The organism is Rhodococcus sp. KBS0724, assembly GCF_005938745.2.
Lineage (GTDB): Bacteria > Actinomycetota > Actinomycetes > Mycobacteriales > Mycobacteriaceae > Rhodococcus_F.
This window is the reverse complement of record NZ_VCBX02000001.1, coordinates 3,140,732-3,159,553: the sequence shown is the minus strand read 5'-3', so window position 1 is coordinate 3,159,553 and position 18,822 is coordinate 3,140,732. Positions and strand designations below refer to the sequence as shown.

The 18,822-nt window shown below is 62.8% G+C and carries 19 protein-coding genes, 1 pseudogene and 1 riboswitch; of the genes and pseudogenes, 2 read left to right on the top strand and 18 right to left on the bottom strand.

The window, feature by feature from the left end; all coding sequences use genetic code 11:
* Window positions 1-23 precede the first annotated feature (23 nt).
* The 10 genes from uvrC to fmt form a co-directional block, all read right to left on the bottom strand.
* A complete protein-coding gene (gene uvrC / locus FFI94_RS14600; RefSeq protein ID WP_138868497.1) occupies window positions 24-2,186 on the bottom strand; it encodes an excinuclease ABC subunit UvrC in 2,163 nt (720 codons plus the stop codon).
* 75 nt (window positions 2,187-2,261) lie between these two features.
* On the bottom strand, window positions 2,262-2,729 hold the full coding sequence (locus FFI94_RS14595) for a PH domain-containing protein (RefSeq protein WP_138868496.1): 468 nt from the start codon (window positions 2,727-2,729) through the stop codon (window positions 2,262-2,264).
* Window positions 2,726-3,223: a 6,7-dimethyl-8-ribityllumazine synthase gene (gene ribH / locus FFI94_RS14590; protein WP_033232136.1), complete on the bottom strand. Its 498-nt coding sequence runs from the start codon at window positions 3,221-3,223 to the stop codon at window positions 2,726-2,728. Before ribH ends, FFI94_RS14595 begins: the two co-directional genes overlap by 4 nt.
* Window positions 3,220-4,494 carry a bifunctional 3,4-dihydroxy-2-butanone-4-phosphate synthase/GTP cyclohydrolase II gene (locus tag FFI94_RS14585; RefSeq protein WP_138868495.1) on the bottom strand — a complete coding sequence of 425 codons (1,275 nt, stop codon included), beginning with the start codon at window positions 4,492-4,494 and terminating at the stop codon, window positions 3,220-3,222. Before FFI94_RS14585 ends, ribH begins: the two co-directional genes overlap by 4 nt.
* 151 nt (window positions 4,495-4,645) lie before the next feature.
* Window positions 4,646-5,254, bottom strand: coding sequence for a riboflavin synthase (locus tag FFI94_RS14580; protein WP_138868494.1), 609 nt, complete (start codon window positions 5,252-5,254; stop codon window positions 4,646-4,648).
* A 6-nt stretch (window positions 5,255-5,260) separates the two neighbouring features.
* The gene (gene ribD / locus FFI94_RS14575) at window positions 5,261-6,313 is read right to left on the bottom strand and encodes a bifunctional diaminohydroxyphosphoribosylaminopyrimidine deaminase/5-amino-6-(5-phosphoribosylamino)uracil reductase RibD (RefSeq protein ID WP_138868493.1); all 1,053 of its coding nucleotides are present in this window, start codon (window positions 6,311-6,313) and stop codon (window positions 5,261-5,263) included.
* Window positions 6,314-6,324: 11 nt separating this feature from the next.
* Window positions 6,325-7,008, bottom strand: a complete 684-nt coding sequence (gene rpe / locus FFI94_RS14570; RefSeq protein WP_138868492.1) for a ribulose-phosphate 3-epimerase — start codon at window positions 7,006-7,008, stop codon at window positions 6,325-6,327.
* Window positions 7,009-7,072: 64 nt separating this feature from the next.
* Window positions 7,073-7,420 (bottom strand): MmcQ/YjbR family DNA-binding protein, encoded by a 348-nt coding sequence (locus FFI94_RS14565; RefSeq protein WP_138868491.1) that lies wholly within the window; start codon window positions 7,418-7,420, stop codon window positions 7,073-7,075.
* Window positions 7,421-7,514: 94 nt separating this feature from the next.
* On the bottom strand, window positions 7,515-8,957 hold the full coding sequence (locus FFI94_RS14560; protein ID WP_138868490.1) for an RsmB/NOP family class I SAM-dependent RNA methyltransferase: 1,443 nt from the start codon (window positions 8,955-8,957) through the stop codon (window positions 7,515-7,517).
* A complete protein-coding gene (fmt, locus tag FFI94_RS14555) occupies window positions 8,954-9,877 on the bottom strand; it encodes a methionyl-tRNA formyltransferase (RefSeq protein WP_138868489.1) in 924 nt (307 codons plus the stop codon). The genes FFI94_RS14560 and fmt overlap by 4 nt, the downstream gene beginning before the upstream one ends.
* A gap of 293 nt (window positions 9,878-10,170) precedes the next feature.
* Between fmt and FFI94_RS14550 the strand changes: the two genes are divergently transcribed.
* Window positions 10,171-10,377 carry a hypothetical protein gene (locus tag FFI94_RS14550; RefSeq protein WP_138868488.1) on the top strand — a complete coding sequence of 69 codons (207 nt, stop codon included), beginning with the start codon at window positions 10,171-10,173 and terminating at the stop codon, window positions 10,375-10,377.
* 22 nt (window positions 10,378-10,399) lie between these two features.
* Here the strand turns inward: FFI94_RS14550 and FFI94_RS14545 are convergent, their stop codons facing one another.
* Together FFI94_RS14545 and FFI94_RS14540 are read right to left on the bottom strand one after the other, a co-directional pair.
* A complete protein-coding gene (locus FFI94_RS14545) occupies window positions 10,400-11,362 on the bottom strand; it encodes a triacylglycerol lipase (protein WP_138868487.1) in 963 nt (320 codons plus the stop codon).
* 69 nt (window positions 11,363-11,431) lie between these two features.
* Complete coding sequence (locus FFI94_RS14540; RefSeq protein WP_138868486.1) at window positions 11,432-12,871, bottom strand: MDR family MFS transporter; 1,440 nt, start codon at window positions 12,869-12,871, stop codon at window positions 11,432-11,434.
* 124 nt (window positions 12,872-12,995) lie between these two features.
* On the opposite strand from FFI94_RS14540, the gene FFI94_RS14535 reads away from it, so the two are divergent.
* Window positions 12,996-13,640: a TetR/AcrR family transcriptional regulator gene (locus FFI94_RS14535; RefSeq protein WP_138868485.1), complete on the top strand. Its 645-nt coding sequence runs from the start codon at window positions 12,996-12,998 to the stop codon at window positions 13,638-13,640.
* Window positions 13,641-13,652: 12 nt separating this feature from the next.
* Here the strand turns inward: FFI94_RS14535 and FFI94_RS14530 are convergent.
* The 6 genes and pseudogenes from FFI94_RS14530 to FFI94_RS14505 all read right to left on the bottom strand — a co-directional run bounded on the left by FFI94_RS14530 (window position 13,653) and on the right by FFI94_RS14505 (window position 18,577).
* Window positions 13,653-15,073: pseudogene (locus FFI94_RS14530) on the bottom strand (MFS transporter).
* Window positions 15,070-15,525: a MarR family winged helix-turn-helix transcriptional regulator gene (locus FFI94_RS14525; RefSeq protein WP_138868484.1), complete on the bottom strand. Its 456-nt coding sequence runs from the start codon at window positions 15,523-15,525 to the stop codon at window positions 15,070-15,072. Before FFI94_RS14525 ends, FFI94_RS14530 begins: the two are co-directional and overlap by 4 nt.
* Before the next feature lie 116 nt (window positions 15,526-15,641).
* A complete protein-coding gene (locus tag FFI94_RS14520) occupies window positions 15,642-16,082 on the bottom strand; it encodes a VOC family protein (RefSeq protein WP_138868483.1) in 441 nt (146 codons plus the stop codon).
* Between the two features lie 136 nt (window positions 16,083-16,218).
* Entirely contained in the window at window positions 16,219-16,752 is a 534-nt protein-coding gene (locus FFI94_RS14515; RefSeq protein ID WP_138868482.1) for a glutathione peroxidase, read from the bottom strand.
* 93 nt (window positions 16,753-16,845) lie between these two features.
* Window positions 16,846-17,439 (bottom strand): PadR family transcriptional regulator, encoded by a 594-nt coding sequence (locus FFI94_RS14510; protein ID WP_138868481.1) that lies wholly within the window; start codon window positions 17,437-17,439, stop codon window positions 16,846-16,848.
* 79 nt (window positions 17,440-17,518) lie between these two features.
* Window positions 17,519-18,577 (bottom strand): ABC transporter substrate-binding protein, encoded by a 1,059-nt coding sequence (locus tag FFI94_RS14505; RefSeq protein WP_260684126.1) that lies wholly within the window; start codon window positions 18,575-18,577, stop codon window positions 17,519-17,521.
* 104 nt (window positions 18,578-18,681) lie between these two features.
* A riboswitch (cobalamin riboswitch) is annotated at window positions 18,682-18,746 on the bottom strand.
* Window positions 18,747-18,822: the final 76 nt, after the last annotated feature.

The following is an 18,822-nucleotide window of genomic DNA, read 5'->3' as shown; positions in this document are numbered from 1 at the left end:
GCTGTCGTTTGCGCTGTCTGTGGTCACTCGGCACTCTGCCCTGTCGTCGATATGGATGGTTCACTCGACACGGAGTCCGGCACCTGCCGAACCAACTGATCCGACATTTCGAACTCCACGTCCTGTTTATCATCCCCTACCCCGGCCGGTAGCGCTTCCGCTTGGTTGGCGGTCTGCGCAGGTTCGCCGCCCAACGCGTCGAGGACCGCCCGCGCCGTGGCGGCACCGATGCCGGGTACTTCCATGATCTCCTCGACGGTCGCGGTCTTGAGTTTTGCCACGGAACCGAAATGGGACACGAGAGCGGTCCGCCGGGTCTCCCCCAGTCCCTTGACCGAATCGAGCACCGACGCCGTCATCCGCCGCGAACGCTTGCTGCGGTGGAAGGTGATGGCAAAGCGGTGCGCTTCGTCGCGGATCCGTTGCAGCAAGTACAGCGATTCACTGGTCCGAGGCAGGATCACCGGATCCTCTTCGTTGGGAACCCACACTTCTTCGAGTCGTTTGGCGAGCCCGACAACGGCGACGTCGGTGACACCGAGCTCGTCGAGCACGGCAGCGGCGGCATTGACCTGCGGCGCGCCGCCGTCGACCACAAACAGATTCGGTGGATACGCAAAGCGCCGAGGGCGTCCGGTCTGAGGATCGATCGCCGCCTCCGGTGCCAGATCGCCGCCGTCGGCGTCCATACCCGCGGCCGAATTGGCCAGGATCCCGAGGTCACGGTTGTGGCGGAGGAACCGTCGACGCGTAATCTCGGCGATGCTCGCGACGTCGTCCGAGTGCCCGTCGCCGGCAGCTTCCTTGATCGCGTAGTGACGGTAATCGGATTTGCGGGGCAAGCCGTCCTCGAACACGACGAGCGATGCAACCACGTCGGTGCCCTGAACGTGACTGATGTCGACGCACTCGATACGCAGCGGAGCCGAGTCCAGATCGAGGGCTTCCTGGATACCTTGAAGTGCGGCCGACCGTGACGTGAAATCTCCGGCTCGCTTGAGTTTGTGTTGCGCCAGAGCTTCTTTCGCATTGCGCTGTACGGTTTCGGCGAGATCCTTCTTGTCGCCGCGCTGCGGAACGCGCAGTTGAACCTGAGAACCACGAAGGGTACTGAGCCACACCTGGATCTCGGCGGCGTTGGGCGGAAGCACCGGAACCAGCACTTCACGGGGAACGGCGCTCGAACCCGATTCGGGATTGCTACCCGGTTCGAGAGATGCCTGCTCACCGTAGAACTGGGTCAAGAACTGCTCGACCAGAATCGGGAGGTCGGAGTCTGCATCGAGAGCAGCCCAGTCGATGGCGTCGCCGGCCTTCTCCACGACCCAGCCGCGTTGGCCACGCACCCGGCCGCCGCGCACATGGAAGACCTGCACCGCGGCCTCGAGATCGTCGGTCGCAAACGCGACGAGGTCGGCATCGGTGCCGTCGCCGAGCACCACGGCCTGCTTTTCGAGTGCCTTCCGGAGGGCTCCGATGTCGTCGCGCAGCCGCGCCGCGGTCTCGAAATCGAGATCATCGGACGCCTGCTGCATCTTCTTCTCGAGGTCGCGCACCAACTTGTCGGTCCGACCGGCGAGGAAGTCGCAGAAATCCTCGACGATCTGTCGGTGCTCCTCAGGACTGACACGGCCGACACACGGCGCCGAACACTTGTCGATGTACCCGAGCAGACAGGGTCTGCCGATCTGGTTGTGGCGCTTGAACACTCCGGCGGAACACGTGCGGGCTGGGAAAACCCGCAGTAGGAGGTCGAGTGTTTCTCGGATGGCCCACGCGTGCGAGTACGGGCCAAAGTATCGGACGCCCTTGCGCCGGGGACCGCGGTAGACGAACAACCGCGGAAACTCCTCGTTCAGCGTCACCGCTAGAACGGGGTATGTCTTGTCGTCGCGATAGCGGACATTGAACCGTGGATCGAATTCCTTGATCCAGTTGTATTCGAGTTGCAGCGCTTCGACTTCGGTGCTGACGACCGTCCACTCGACACTGCCGGCGGTGGTCACCATCTGCCGGGTACGGGGATGGAGCGTCGTAACGTCCGCGAAGTACGAGTTCAGACGTGAGCGGAGGCTCTTGGCCTTGCCGACGTAGATGACCCGGCCATGCGGATCACGAAATTTGTAGACGCCAGGCGCCACCGGGATTGTTCCGGTGGCGGGGCGATAAGTCGAGGGATCCGGCACAGTTCCACGTTAGTCGTCGGCACCGACCGATTCGGAAACACACTGGTGGTGTGCGGCGAATCGGTCAGGCGAACGTCAGTTGCTTCCCTGGGCTGCCGGGGCGTAACGGCCTGCGATTTCGCGCAGCTTCACGACAGCGTCCACCGCGTACTCGCGGTCGTTGGACTGGATCGCCATGACCGGCATGTACTCGTCGTCCGGCAGCTCGATCCGGGCCCACGCCGCACCGTCGGGGAACGACAGGCCTTCGAACAGATCCCACTCGACGATCTTCTCGCCGAGAATATTGCGAACCGCAATGCCCCGCTGACCGACTCGCACCCGCGGACGGGTGAGCAGCAGCACACCACCGGCGAGGACGCAGCCGATGGTAGCCATGGCAAGTTGATCTGCCGCACGGAAGTACACGCCCGTCGATCCGCTTCGCAAGGAAACTGCCAGTGTGACGTGGACGACGACCAGAAGGACCGCAACCCCGATCGCATACCGCGCCGACTTACGCGGCTTCGCGATCAGTTCCCAGTTGTCGTCAGGTGTGCTCATCGAAACGAATCCTCAGTCCATGGCTGTCGTAAGTGGCGCAAGGTGACCGCCGTGTCCAATGCTGCGGCACAGGCCTGCGCACCCTTGTCCTCGACACTACCGGGCAAACCGGAACGGTCCAGGGCCTGCTGTTCGGTATCCGTGGTCAGGACGCCGTTGCCGACCGGTGTGCTCTCGTCGAGAGAGACCCGCGTCAGACCAGCGGTCACGGCGTCGCAGACGTACTCGAAATGCGGCGTACCACCACGAATGACAACACCGAGCGCAACGACGGCATCGTGGGTCTTGGCCAACGCCTGCGCAACCACGGGCAGTTCGATGGCACCGGCGACGCGGATCAACGTCACATCTTTGATCTGTGCCTCGGCGGCCACACGCTGAGCGCCCGCAATCAACGCCTCGGAGATCGTCGCATGCCACTGACCGGCAACGATCGCCAGTTTCAGGTCTTTGGCCTCGGCGATTGCAAGTTGAGGCTGTCCCTCACCGCTCATACCGCACCGTCCTGCTTGACCGCTTCCTGAGCAGCTTCGTACTCGTCGAGACCGATCAGATCGTGACCCATCCGGTCGCGCTTGGTGCGCAGGTACGTGAGGTTCTCGGCGTTCGCGCGCAGTGGCATCGGAACCCGATCCGTGATCTGCAGTCCGTAACCGTCCAGACCCACGCGCTTGGCCGGGTTGTTGGTCAGCAGACGCATCGACGAAATGCCCAGATCCACCAGGATCTGCGCGCCGATACCGTAGTCGCGGGCGTCCGCGGGGAGACCGAGCTCGAGATTGGCGTCGACGGTATCGGATCCGGCGTCCTGCAACTGGTAGGCCTGCAACTTGTGCATCAGGCCGATTCCGCGACCCTCGTGTCCACGCATGTACAGAACGACGCCGCGACCTTCCTGCGCCACCATGTCGAGGGCGGCATCGAGCTGCGGGCCACAATCGCACCGCAGTGAGCCGAACACGTCACCGGTCAGGCACTCGGAGTGCACGCGAACGAGAACATCGCTGCCGTCACCGTCTGGGCCGGCGATGTCGCCGCGCACGAGCGCAACGTGTTCGACCTCGTCGTAGATGCTGGTGTAGCCGACTGCGGTGAACTCACCGTGACGCGTCGGGATACGGGCTTCGGCAACGCGCACGACGTGCTTTTCGTGCTTACGACGCCACGCGATGAGATCGGCGATCGAGATCAACGCCAGGTTGTGCTCGTCGGCAAAGACACGCAGCTCGTCGGTCTGAGCCATCGCGCCTTCGTCCTTCTGGCTGACGATTTCGCAGATGACACCGGCGGGACGCAGATCAGCCATGCGAGCCAAATCGACTGCAGCCTCGGTATGTCCGGGACGACGGAGAACTCCGCCTTCCTTCGCGCGTAGCGGAACGACGTGACCGGGACGGGTGAAATCGTTGGCACCGGTGTTGGGATCGGCAAGCAGACGCATGGTGGCAGCGCGATCCGAGGCCGAGATACCGGTACCGATTCCCTCACGGGCGTCGACGGTCACCGTGTACGCGGTGCCGTGCTTGTCCTGATTGGTGGCGTACATCGGGGGCAGGCCGAGACGGTCGCAGTCGTTGCCGTCGAGCGGAACACAGAGATACCCGGACGTGTACCGAACCATGAACGCCACCAGTTCCGGCGTGGCCTTCTCCGCGGCGAAGATGAGGTCGCCCTCGTTCTCACGGTCCTCGTCGTCCACAACGACAACAGCTTTACCTGCAGCGATGTCTGCTACTGCCCGCTCGATACTGTCGAACCTGGTCACGTGCTCGCACTCCAAAGTCTTGACTATTAGTCATCATCGAAAACAACGAGTACATCCGATGTAGATGCACCGACAACCCTACTGGCCAAGCCTACTGACCAAGCCTGTTACCAACCCTACGACCGTCCGTCAAGGCCCGATCGAGGCGGTCCTACCTACCGGCAGCGTGCAACCGTTCGACGTATTTCGCGATCACGTCAACCTCGAGATTGACCGGAGTGCCGATGGTCGCGGTTCCGAGCGTCGTCAACTCCAACGTGGTCGGGATGAGTGAGATCTCGAAGTACTCGAACCCACGCTCACCGCCCAGCGCCGACACCGTCAGGGACACACCGTCGACGGTGATCGAACCCTTCTCCACCACGTAACGCGAAATGGAATCGGGCAGCGAGATGCGCACGACCTCCCAGTTCTCGGACGGCGAACGCGAAATGACGTGGCCGGTACCGTCGACGTGGCCCTGCACGAGATGACCACCGAGACGACTGTTGAGTGCTGCTGCGCGTTCGAGATTCACGCGGCTGCCCACCGCCAGGCTCGCGAGGCTCGAACGGTTCAGCGTCTCCTGCATGACATCTGCAGTGAAGGAACCGTCGGCGAGGACGTCGACAACGGTGAGGCAGACGCCGTTCACCGCGATGGAATCACCATGACCGGCATCGGAGGTGACCAGCGGTCCGCGCACCGTGAAGCGCGCCGCGTCGACCAGTTCTTCCTTGGCGACAACTTCGCCAAGCTCTTCAACAATTCCAGTGAACACGCGTGCCTACTCCTCGTTCCCCGGAGCGGAATTCTCCGGAACCAGACTCAACAAAATATCGGGGCCGATCGTTACCGCGGACTCCAAACGGAACCGGCGAGCATCGGCGATGGTGTGCACACCCGCGTCGACCAGCGCCGACGCTCCCGCGCCGAGCAGGATCGGAGCGATGTACGCCTCGATAACGTCGACGTACCCGGCGGCCAGGAATGCGCCCGCCAGACGCGGTCCGCCTTCGAGCAGCACATCCGTGTATTCGGAGAGCGCCTCGACAACCTCGTCGATGCTCTCGGTGTTCAAGACGAGCGTCGACGCCGAGCTGTCGAGAATCCTTGCCGTCGACGGTATTTCACGCTTGCCGACTACTACGCGCACGGGCTGGTGGGCCGCAAGCTCCCCCGTCGGCTGACGCGCGGTCAACCAGGGATCGTCGGCAAAGACCGTGCCGGTGCCCACCACGATTGCGTCGACCTGCGCCCGCTGGGCATGTACTCGCGCTCGGGCGACCGGGCCGGTGATCCATTGACTGGTGCCGTCTTCGGCAGCGCTGCGCCCGTCGAGGCTCGCCGCGTACTTCCACGTGATGTGGGGACGGCCGGTGCGCTGTTTGTGCAGCCAGGCGCGCAGTGGACCGGCTTCGACCTCTGCGGCGCGTAGCCCGGACGTGACCGAGATTCCGGCCCGCATCAGCGTCGCGGCGCCGCCGGACGCTTCAGGATTGGGGTCGCCGACCGCATAGACCACGGCCGCGACACCGGCGTCGATCAGCGCCTGTGAACACGGCCCCGTCCGCCCCTGATGGTTGCAGGGCTCGAGTGTGACTACGGCCGTGCCGCCGCGCGCTGCCCGGCCGGCTTCGGTGAGGGCCACGATCTCCGCATGCGGACCACCGGGCGGCTGGGTCATGCCCACGCCGGCAATGGTTCCGTCAACAGCGAGGATGACGGCACCCACCGGCGGGTTGGGGCTGGTGAACCCGCGTGCGGAATCAGCAGCAGTCAACGCGATCTGCATTGCGGCGTCGAGATCAGCACTCGACACCGGAACAGATTTTGCCATCGCCGGCGTTCTCAGACCGACAGCGTCAGGTGCGGTGACGCGGATGCTGCCTGCGCGCGAAGCTTGCGTACCGCTTCGCCCGGATCGCTCGCGCCGTACACAGCGCTGCCGGCGACAAAGCAGTCGATGCCCGCTTCGGCGGCCTGTTCGATCGTGTCCGCGTTGATGCCGCCGTCGATCTCGACGAGCAGTTTCAGCTCACCCAAATCGACGAGCTTGCGAATCGTGCGAGCCTTCTCGAGCACCTGCGGCATGAAGGACTGGCCGCCGAAGCCCGGCTCGACGCTCATGATCAGCAACGTGTCGAAATCCTTGAGGATTTCGAGGTAGGGCTCGATGTCGGTTCCCGGCTTGATGCTCAGGCCCGCCTTGGATCCGGCAGCGCGAATGTCGCGGGCAACCGAACGCGGATCATCGGTGGCCTCGGCGTGGAACGTGACGTTGTAGGCGCCTGCCTCGGCGTACGGCGGTGCCCAACGCTCGGGGTTGTCGATCATCAGATGGCAGTCGAGCGGAATATCCGTTGCCTTGAGCAGGCTTTCGACCACCGGAAGACCCAGCGTCAGATTCGGAACGAAATGCGCGTCCATCACATCGACGTGAAGCCAGTCGGAACCGGCAACAGCGGCCGCTTCGTCGGCGAGGCGTGCAAAATCGGCGGACAGAATGGACGGTGCAATCATCGGGGAAGCCACGTGCCCGAGTTTAGCCGTGGCATCTGCGCCCCTGCGCACGCCCGTCGGTGCGTCGGAAAATCTGTCAGTGCTTGACTGCGGCGCGCAGCTTACGCACCTTCGACGGAGCCTTGATCCGCCAGGCATCCTCGAGCATCTCGGCCAACTGATCTTCCTCGATCAGTTCGAGGTGCACCAGGATCGAACCGTGCCCGTGATAGTGATCCGTCGTGAAGAACGGTGCTTCACCACTGGCGAGCAGAGCTTCCTTCTCGTCCAACCCGCACATCACGACCAAAGCGCCCTCGGCTTCGGTCCGCAAGCGCGCAAATGTCTTGCCTGACACCTTGAGTGCCGGGGTGTTGTACGACGTCGATTCCTCCACACACGGAAGCGCCGAAGCGAGTACGACAACCTGTTCCCACGTAACCATGGAGGGAACCATACGACTCCGAGGGCCGGAAGTCACCTCCCCACCCCTGCGCGCCTTTGTTAACCGCCCGCGGTTAACAAAGGCGCACAGTTGCCTACGCCAGCGGCTTACGCAACGCCGCCATGAACATGGCATCCGTGCCGTGCCGGTGCGGCCACAGCTGAACCGAATTGCCGTCTCCGACGTCCGGCACACCGGGCACCAGTTCCTTGGTGTCGAGTTCGACGACGCCGTGACGGCGGACCGCATCGGCCACAACGGCCAGCGTTTCCGACAGGTGCGGCGAGCAGGTGGAGTACAACACCACGCCGCCGGGACGCACCAATTCGATTGCTGCGGCCAGCAATTCGCGCTGCAGCTTCACGAGCGGGGCCACATCCGACGGTTGACGACGCCACCGCGCTTCCGGACGCCGACGCAACGCGCCCAGCCCGGTGCATGGTGCGTCGACGAGGATGCGGTCGTATCCGGGTTCGAGGCCGGACTCGCGGCCGTCTGCAACGTGTACGTCGACGGGTAGCTCGCGGGTGGTCTTGCGGATCAGCTCAGCGCGGTGAGCGACGGGCTCGACGGCGTCGAGGCGCCCACCTTCGATGCCGGCGAGCGCTCCGAGGAGTGCCGCCTTACCGCCGGGACCGGCGCAGAGATCCAGCCAGCGGCCGTTGTCTTCGCCGTCGAGCGGTGCGATGGACAGCGCCCGGGCAACCAGTTGGCTGCCTTCGTCCTGCACGCCTGCCAATCCCTGACGCACTGCGTCGAGCTGGCCGGGATCGCCGCCGTCGAGATGGACGGCGTACGGCGAGTACGGGCCGATCTCGCCGCCGGTGACCAGTGCCAGTTCTTCGGCCGAGATTTCGCCGGGACGCGCAACGAGGTGCACGGCGGGACGGGCGTCGTCGGCGATCAGGACGTCTTCGAGTTCACCGGCCGCAGCGCCGAGCGAATCGGCGAAGACCTGAGCGATCCACACGGGGTGAGCGTGCTCGAACGCGAGATGCCCGATCGTGTCCTTCGGCGCCAGCAGTTCCACCCACTCTTCCTGCGTGCGCTCGGAAACCCGGCGCAGGACCGCGTTGACGAATCCTGCTCGACCCTGGCCGGATTCAGCGCGTGCAAGATCGACGGACGTCGCGACGGCAGCGTGCGGAGCGACGCGCGTGCGGAGGAGTTGGTAGGAACCCAACCGCAGCACGTCGAGGAGGTTGCCGTCGATTTCCTCGATCGGGCGACCAGACGCGTGCACGATCACGGCGTCGAGCAGCCCCTGTGCGCGGGCGGCGCCGTACGCCAGTTCGGTTGCCAAGGCAGCGTCGCGGGAGTCGAGTTTGCGATCGCGCAGCAATCCGGGCAGAACCAAGTTTGCGTAGGCATCGCGCTCGCGGACCGCTCGCAGCACGTCGAGCGCTGCGAGACGCGGCTGATCGAGTCCAGCCGTCGGATCTGGGCGCTTGGCCTGCTTCGGCTTGTTGTTTCGCGACCCGTTGCGCTTGTCGCCGGGGCCTTGGGCCTGGCGGGCTGGTCGTCGTGATTCGGTCATGCTGCTCGTACCTCCGCGTCGAGTCGGGCACCGCGTGCCCAGTCCCCTGCCGACATCAATTTCTTGCCCGGGGGCTGTATCTGCCCGAGTCGCACCGCCGTCGTAGCGGTACCGATGTAAAGACCGTCCTTGCGTACTGCGATCTCGCCCACTGCCAGTACGTCGTCGGTGACGGTGACCGGTCCGAGCTTGACCCGCAGATCACCGATCATCGTCCACGCACCTGGTGCAGGCGTGACGGCCCGTATGTGACGGTCAACTGCCGCAGCTGGACGATCCCAGCGCACGCGGGCCGCGTCGACGGTCACCTTCGGGGCGTACGAGACGCCGTCGTCGGACTGTGGAACTGCCGTGATCGCGCCGGCTTCGATTCCGTCGAGCACGGATTCGAGCAGGGCGGCGCCGCCATCGGCCAGCCGCCCCAGGAGATCACCGGCAGTGTCCGTGTCAAGGATGCGTTCGGTCATCACGCCGTAGACCGGTCCGGTGTCCATACCCGCTTCGAGACGGAAGGCGCTGGCGCCGGTGACCTCGTCGCCGGCACTGATCGCTGCCTGCACGGGCGCAGCACCACGCCACGCCGGAAGCAGCGAGAAGTGCAGGTTTACCCATCCGAACTTCGGGATGTCGAGTACGTTCTGCGGCAACAGATTTCCGTAGGCGACAACGGGCGCGCAGTCCGGTTCGTAGCTCTTCAGTTCGGCGGCGAATTCGGGATCGGACGCCTTGGCGGGTGTCAGCACCGGAATGCCGTATTCGTCCGCGAGCATTCCGATGGGTGACCGGGTGACTTTACGTCCGCGACCAGCGACGGCATCAGGACGCGTCACCACGGCAACAACCTCGTGATTGGCCGACTCGATGAGTCGACGCAAGGACGGGACGGCAGGTTCCGGCGTCCCGGCGAATACAACGCGCATGTCAGCCCTCCCTGTTCTCAGGGCTGCAGAGACTGTGATCAGCTCGCTGGCCGCTCGAACGTGGTGGACTGCAAGTCACGAAAGCGCTCCCGGATTTTTGTACGAATGGAACCTTCAGTCTAGGGAGTGCTGAGCCCCGGTTGTACCGCGCGGCATGTCGCGCGCAATTCTCAGCAAATTCTTTGCTCAGAACGCTGCAGATTCACCGACCGACGGTATTGACTGTTGCTGGCGTCGCCACAGGGCGTCGCACTGCACGAAAGAACATGCACCGACCACACGGAGGTACTTCGATGGCAGGGATCGACAGCAAGTTCGACAAGGCATACGCAGGAAAATCCATCGAAGACTTGGCCGACGCTCCGGTAGCGGCCCTGAACGGCGTAAGTGATTCGGACGCCGAGCATTTGAAGGCCGCATTCAATATCAAGACGGTGCGCGATCTGGGTACCAACAAGTTCTTCCTGTGGGCGCAGGCAGCGGCCAAGCTCGCAGAGTAGACGTAGCCGGTCGCAGTCGACGTCAAGAGTTGGCGTCGATCACCACTTGCGGAATATCGGCGCCGAGCGGGACGGTCGTGCACGACGCGTGCCGCTCGGCATCGGGATCGAGTGAGGTGCGGATGATGTCGATCACGTATGGGTCGTACGGCATCCGGAAGTGCCCGGTCAGGTTCTGCGGGCACAGGTCCTGAAGGACGATGTTCTCGGCGCCGGGGTCCCGCAACGCGATGTTGCCTGACGGCTGGATCACTTCGTCGACCCGCGAGCCGATAGTGGTGTACTGCACCCCTGGCACGGTGTCTGCGCCGTTGTTGAGACTGCGCAACAGATCGGATCCCTCCATTTGTTCGCGCACCGCAACGGAGAACGTGTCTTCGACAAATTCTTCGCCGCCGGGTACAGCCCGAACGAGCGGAACCAGCCCGTACATCACACCGCCGTACGTCGGCGAGGCCAGCCCGATCCAGTGGTCGACAAACTGCGCACCACCAAGTTTGTTGATGTAGTAGCGAGTTACGGTGGCGCCCTGCGAGTATCCGATGACGTCGACGCGATCAGCGCCCGTTCTCGATCTCACCTGATCGACAAAAGCGCTGAATTCGCCTGCACTCGTCACGATGTCGCCGACGCCGTACGTGTCTTTCTCAGGGTCCCCGCCGTAGTTGAGCACAAAAACGCAATAACCGTCGGCAGCGAGCGCCGGCGCCACAGCTGCCCAATCGGTGTACGCCTGAGTGTCGGTTCCGTGTGCCAGCAACACCGGACGCGGATGCTCGGCTGTGGGCCGGCAATCGAAATCATTGGACCCGGCCGGCGCCGAATCGGGGTGTGTCTCGGCGTACGCGGTGGCCGCGTGACGACTTGCCTGCGCCGGCCCGACCTGTGTGGGAACACTCGCTCCGGACTGCGCGCCGGCGACGCCTGGTAGCGCCACCAGGCATGCAACCGCCGCCAATCCTGCAAGTTTTGTCATGCCCGACATAGTTCAGCACTCCCGCCCCGATCCCGATCTACACCGTGTTCCATCATAAGTGCAGGCGAAAACGCTTCTCTAGCTGGTCACCGCCGGCTTCCGAATGAAGAACGACCCTGCCACCGCGATCAAGGATATGACGCCGCCCCACACGAAAGCGGTGTGAATGCCGGATTGCTGAGCAGCGATATCAGTCGAACCGTCGGCGAGGCGTGAAGCGGCCGTGTTCGACATGATCGTGACGAACAGCGCTGTTCCTGCCGCACCGGCCAGTTGCTGACCGGTATTGAAGATGGCACTGCCGTGGGAATACAACTCGGACGGGACTGATCCCAGCGACGACGTCATCAGCGGCGTCATGACCAGTGCGAGACCGATCATCAGCATCGAATGGATGCCGACAACTACAGGCAGGCTGGTCTCGGTACCCAGGAGCGTCATCAGCCACAACGCTCCGCTGACTACGACAACGCCGGGGATGACCAGTGGGCGCGGGCCGACGCGGTCGAATACCCGGCCGACGAATGGCGCCAGAATGCCCATGAGCAGGCCGCCGGGCAGAAGCAGCAGACCGGTTTTCAAGGTGTCGAGGCCGAGCACGTTCTGCAGGTAGAGGGGTAGCAGAATCAGCGCACCGAACAGTGCCATCATGCTGATCGCCAACATGGCGAGCCCGATGCTGAACGTCGGCGTGAGGAATGGCCGCATGTCCAGGAGCGCTCGTCCGTCCTCCTGACGCGACAACTGGCGCAGAACGAAGACGATCAGAGCGACGACACCGACAACAAGCGGAATCCAAACAGGTACACCGGATCCTTCGGCCGAGTGTCCGAGGCTACCGAGTCCGTAGACGATGCCACCGAATGCCAACGCGGACAACACAACCGACAGACCGTCGAACGGTGCAGCGCCGGTAGTAGTGAGGTTCTTGACCAATGCCGAGCCGATGGCAAACGCCACCAGGGCGATCGGCAACACGAGCCAGAACATCCAGCGCCAGTCCAGTGATCGCAGAATCACACCGGACAGTGTGGGTCCGATCGCCGGGGCGACGGCAATCACGATGGAGATCACACCCATCATGGCGCCGCGTTTGTGCACCGGTACAACCCGCAGGACCGTGGTCATGAGCAACGGGAGCATGATCGCGGTACCGCCGGCTTGGATCACTCGACCCGCCAGAAGAAGTTCGAATCCCGGTGCGGACGCCGCGAGGAGCGTACCGACGCTGAAGAGCGTCATCGCCGCCGCGAATACTTGCCGGAGGGTGAATCGCTGGAACAGATAACCTGTGGTCGGAATCACGACGGCCATGGTCAGCATGAATCCAGTGGTCAGCCACTGTGCTGTGCTGGCGGTGATGTCCAGGTCCACCATCAATCGTGGCAGTGCCACGCTCATAATCGTCTCGTTGAGGATCATCACGAATGCCGCGACGACCAGCACGGTGATCAACATCTTGCTACCGCGGTCGAGATCAACCGATTCCGATTGAGCTTCCGTCTCTTGAATGTGCATGCGCTACTGAGAACTCTCTGGATTTAGAGGACAAATCAAACTATTGCCTGACAATATCAATCATCTTGACAGTGACTGTCAAGTTGATTTCGGCTGGTAAGTTGAGCCACATGGAGGAACGCGGATGACTACCCGCAACAGTGTCAACATCCCGGCGGCCAAACGCGCTCCCGACCTGCGCGAACGTCGCCGTCAGGAAACTCGCCTCGAAATTTCACGGGCCGCCCTCGAACTTTTCGAACTCCACGGCTCGTCTGCAACGACAGTGGACGAAATCGCGCGCCGGGCCGGGGTCTCGCCCAGCACTTTCTTTCGATGCTTCGCCACCAAAGAAGACTCGGCCCTCAGCGTCGAAGTCGAGTTCGAGACGGAGATCGTCGAATGGCTTGATGCAATCGCTGCCGACGAACTGACCCTGACGGGGATTCAGGCGATTTACGGGAACATCATCGAAAGACTGGAGACTTCGCCTGACAGGCGGGATCGAATACTACGTGTTCGACGTCTTCTCGCGTCCGATCCGCATCTGTGTGCATCGTCGTTCGCGGCAGAATCCATGGCACTGATCAAGCTGACAGACCGAGTCGCCGCCAAACTCGGCGGCGAGGCTGCCCGTCCTTACGCTCGACTACTCGTCGAAAGTGCCGCAATGACAACGCGTATCGCGGTCGACACCTGGGCAGAACGCCTGGACAACGGTGCCGACGCTGATCTTGCACAGATCTACCGGAACACGTGCGAGGATCTCCGCCGCGCCGCTGCCGGCTGATCAACAGCAAAATCAGGCAGACGAACTCTGGGAATCGGCGACTCGGGCCGGTCCCATGTTGCGCGAGAACATGATCCCCACGAGTAGGACCAGACCGGCGACGGCTATGAACCACCCGGTCTTGTGCAAACCGGCGTCGTCGATCTGATGACCGGCGGTCACCTGCAGCACCACCACGGCAAGATTCGCGCCGATGAACGCGACGGTGCGGTACACACCGATAGCGGCACCGACCTCGTCCACGGTTGTCACTGCTTGATCAGGCTTTGATTGCCAATGTTGTTGAAGCCGTTCGGCACACCCAGTACCGCGGCCACCAGGAGAAGTACCAGGACCGGTGCCGTCGAACTTTCAACCGAAGCGATCAGCACTCCGCCGACAAGTAGCGCACACGTACCGACAAGAAGAGTGCGGCGGGCGCCGTACCGCCGGTAGGTGCGTGATCCGATCATGGTTGCGACCACGCTGACCCCCGCAACAGGCAGCATCGTCAAGCCCGCCTCGATCGGGCTCATCCCCCGCGCGTATTGCAGCCATTGAGGAATTCCGAAGAAGACGCAGTAGAAGCACGTGTACGTGAGCAATGTCCGGCCCAGCGTGGCACTGAGCGCACGATTTCGAGCCAAAGCCTCGACATCCAAGAACGGCTCCGGAGCGCGATGTTCCCACCACACAAATAAGCCGAGTCCCACGACGGCAACCGGAAGCAGCCACCACGTCGGGTTGCCCGGCAACGAAATCAGCAACACCATTGCCGACGTAATCGTCACGAGGAACAGCCCGATTCCGAGTACGTCGAGAGCGTGAAGTGCTTCCCGGACCGACACTCGCCCACCGCCGGCAAAACCCACGTCAGCATGCATGACCACAACAGCACTGAGCACCACGACGGGAAGATTCACCCACAGGATCGACTGCCACCCGAATGTCCCCACGAGGAGACCGCCCACCGTTGGGCCGAGAGCCGCGACAGACTGGCTGCAGACGACCAGGGTCGCAATCGCAGTACGAGGCTGGCGACCGTACCGCTCGGAGTAGCTGCGAATCATCGTCATCGCGTTGGGCATGTGCGCCGAAATACCGAATCCGAGTATCACGTATGCGCCGATCAACCACCCGACATTCGGGGCGAGCATCCCGACGCACGATCCGATCGCGACCAGCGCCAGACCACCGAGAAATACGCGACGGGCGCCAAATAATGCACCGAGCCGACCCATCATGGGGGCACCCACAGCGGTCGTGATGTACATCGCGGAGATGATCCAGGAAACGCCCGACGTCGAACCGAACTGAGCGGCGATCGCGACAATCGCCACTGCAATCATCGACGAGTTCAGCGGCTGCAGAATACTGCCGGTCGCGCCGGCACCGCTCACCCGAAATGGAACCGGCAATGCCTTGGTGTCTACCTCGTCCGCGACGGCAGTCATACGCGAATCACCGATTCCGGTGTCGGTGTTGCATCGGTCGACTCAGCAGCACGACGCAGCAATCGTCCTGCCAGATAAAGCAACTCACGTTCGACATCGGTGAACTGCTCCTCCAGCACAGAAGTGAGCCATTCACTACGGGTGGCGCGGTCCACGTCCAGGGTCCTGCGACCGCTGTCGGTGATCGCGATCAGACTGGCGCGGGCATCATGTGGATCGACGGTGCGCGTCACCATGCCCTTCTCCTCGAGGAGGAGCACGGTACGTGCGATCGTCTGCGGAGCCACTTGTTCCAAATCGGCCAGCGCCCGCGCGCTCATCGCGCCCACCCGATCCAGATGCGCAAGGGCCTGCAGTTGAGTGGGAGTCAACAAATGCCCGGCGCTCTTGGTTCGGATCCTTCGGCTGAACAACGCCACGTCTTCGCGCAGTCGGTCGGCTCGCTCATCCATGCGGTTCTCCCTAGTCTCATTAGCCAGGGTACCTGTTTAATTAATCCCGTATGAGTAGTTCGAGGCGGATATCACCCGTATTTTTCAACAGTATGCCTGTCTAATACTGCGCATCATCAGCCGATCTGCTCGAACAGGGACACGATGATCCCCTCAGGCCCCCGCACATAGGCCATCCGCACGCTGTTCTCGTACTCACCGATGCCGCCGATGAGCCCGTACCCGTCCGCCGCCACAGCGTCGATGGCAGCCTGGAGGTCGACGACCTCGAAGGACACGTTGCGCAGCCCAAGCTCGTTGGCCATCGCCGTTGGCGATCCGGGCACGTGGTCGGGCGTGACGAAGGACGAGAGCTCCAGCCGAGACCCGCCGCCCGGCGGCCGTAGCATTGCGATTTCACAATGGGCGCCGGGGATACCGCACACCGTCTCCACGAATTCGCCCTCTACGGATCCGGTGCCCTCCAGCTCGAGACCCAGTCCGACGAAAAACGCCGTCGCCGAGGTGAGATCCGCGACGGTGATGCCGATGTGGTCGAAACGTTGTACGTGTGCCATGGGACGCATCCTTCCAACTGTTGTCTTGCCGATTTCGTTGGTCGAAATCGACGGTGGCGAGACAGCAATCCCGGGAGACCCTGCAAGGGGCTCCCGGGATCACGACCAGATATTCAGTACCTAGACCTGCTAATAGTTACAGCAGCTCCGAAACTTCTTCAGCGATCTGCTCGGGGGTGACTGTCGACTCGAAGCGACGAACTACTGCTCCGTCACGATCGACAAGGAACTTCGTGAAGTTCCACTTCACCTCGTCGGTACCGATCGCCTCGGGGCGGGTCTTGCTGACGTGGTCGAAAAGGAATCCGATTTCGGGCCCGAAGTCACCGGGCGCCTCGCTGCGGAGATGCTTGTACAACGGGTCCGCGTCGTCTCCGTTGACCTCGATCTTGGCGTACACCGGGAACGTGACGTTGTAGGTCGTGCTGCAGAACTCCTGGATCTCGGCGTCCTGCCCCGGTTCCTGATCTCCGAACTGATTGCTCGGGAATCCGATGACCCGAAGACCACGGTCCTTGTTCTCGCGGTACAGGGCGTCGAGCCCTTCGTACTGCGGTGTGAATCCACACTTGCTTGCCACGTTGACGATCAACAGAAGGTTGCCCTTGTACTGGCTCAGATCCTCGGTGGATCCGTCGGCAGCCTTGACGGCAAAGTTGTGGACGGTCATGAATTCTCCTGATTATCGAAGTGATTGTCTTGCTTACCAAGCTAGTTCATACTTCCCGGCGATCGTGATCGGGCGCACAAACCTGGGCCGCGCTCAACTGTCGGCGTCGGTGGACCCGTCGTCGGCAAGCACGCGGTACAACGCTCGACGCGCCTCGATCAGAACATCGGCGGCGGCCTTGACCTGCTCCGGAGTACCCACTGCGGCAACCTGACCGGCAGCCCCCATCAGTTGTCCGATCAGCTCACGCAGATCCTGTTCCGGGGCGCCGACGCTGTCGCGAACCTCGTCCCACGGTGCACCGAGGTCTTCCCGGTGCTGCTCGACGTACGCGACGCCTTCTTCGGTGAGCTTCGCTGTCTTGCGCCCGGCCACCTTGTCGATGATCACGAGGCCTTCGTCTTCGAGTTGGGACAGCGCGGGGTAGATGGAACCAGGACTCGGCTTCCACACTCCGCCACTGCGTTCGACGATCTGCTGAATCAGTTCGTAGCCGTGCATCGGTTCTTCGGCGATGAGGAGCAGAACAGCCGCACGAACGTCGCCGCGGCGCCCCCGCCCGCCGCGTCCGCGACCACGACCGAAGTGCGCGCCGGGACCGAAGCCGGGGCCTTGTCCACCGTCAGGTCCGAACCGCCCGCGACGATGCCCGCGTCCACGCTCGCCCTCGGGAAAATGCCTGTCCATAGCTACTGCCTTCCACCGATATCGCTGATAGTTCGACGATATATCGCATCACTGGAGGGTGCAATGACGCGAGCCGGAATCAGCCCTGCGCCGCGCGCAGACCGTCCGCGAGCTTTTCCAGAGCGTCGATCTCACGGATCCCCGGGTCCATCTCTGCCCCGGACAACGTGACGTAGTGACGGTTGCGCACGGCAGACATCTGCGCGGTCACCGGATTCGATTCGAGGAAGGCGATCTTCGTCTCCAACGAATCACCGTCTACCCGCCGACGGTGAAGGTCACCGAGCACCAGAACATCCGGGTCGCGGTCGGCAACCGCTTCCCAGCTCACTTCCGGCCAATCATCGGAGAGGTCTGCAAATACGTTGACGGCACCCACCTGTTCAGCAAGAAGCCCTGGAGCCGAACAACATCCGGCCATGTACGGAGCTTCGAGCCCGGAGAACCAGAAAGCGACTGTTCTTCCCGAACCGGCCACATCAGCCGCGGCCACCGAAAGGCGCGACTGTAGTTCGGCGATCAACTCTGCGCCACGATCCTGCACGTCGAAGATCGCCGCCAACTCACGAATCTCCCGGTACAGCGTGTCGATGTTCAGAGTCTCCGTACGCGAGACGTTCTCACCCTCCACGACGGCATCGGTACAGACAGACGGCGACTGATACGTGGGAATTCCCAGTTCGGCGAATCGCGACCGTTCTGCGACGACAGCGGACGTGAAAGTGTGGGCGCTCGCCGACGTCACGAGGTCGGGTTCGGTGTCGAGTACCACTTCGAGCGACGCGTCATTGTCGGCGAGTCTCGGCACCAGGTCATTCTGGGCTGCGAGAGGAGCGAGAACGGGATCGAACCACGTGGAGGTACCCACCATCCGGTTGCCGAGACCGAGCGAGAGCAATATTTCCGTCGAACCCTGATACAGCGACACAGCTCGTTGCGGCGCCGAATCGAATGTTACTGTCACCCCACAATTTTCGAGTATCAACGGGTAGCTGGTGGGGCCCGCTGCATCAGCGGCGACTGTTGTCGGGGTTGTGGCGTCCGGCGGCGAAGCGTTGGAGCAACCGGCGAGTAGTGCGGTGGTGCAGAGTAATCCGGTCGCGGCAGTGAGTGCGCGCGTCAGCGGTGCGGTGGGCACGGAAAGTCGTCCTTCGATCAGGGGCTCGGTCGCGGAGCCCGACATGCGGCAATCGGCATCACAGGATGCAGTTACGATCACCACTTCGATGTGGTGCCGGACGAGTATTCGGACTCGTGGGAAACCCCATCGCCGTTGCGCGTCAGTTCCGGATTCTCACCGGCATTCCCTCGTCAGACAGTGGCCAGTATAAGCAGCACATGTCCGTGATCATGCAGGGCGCCCAGGTCGAACACCACACAGAA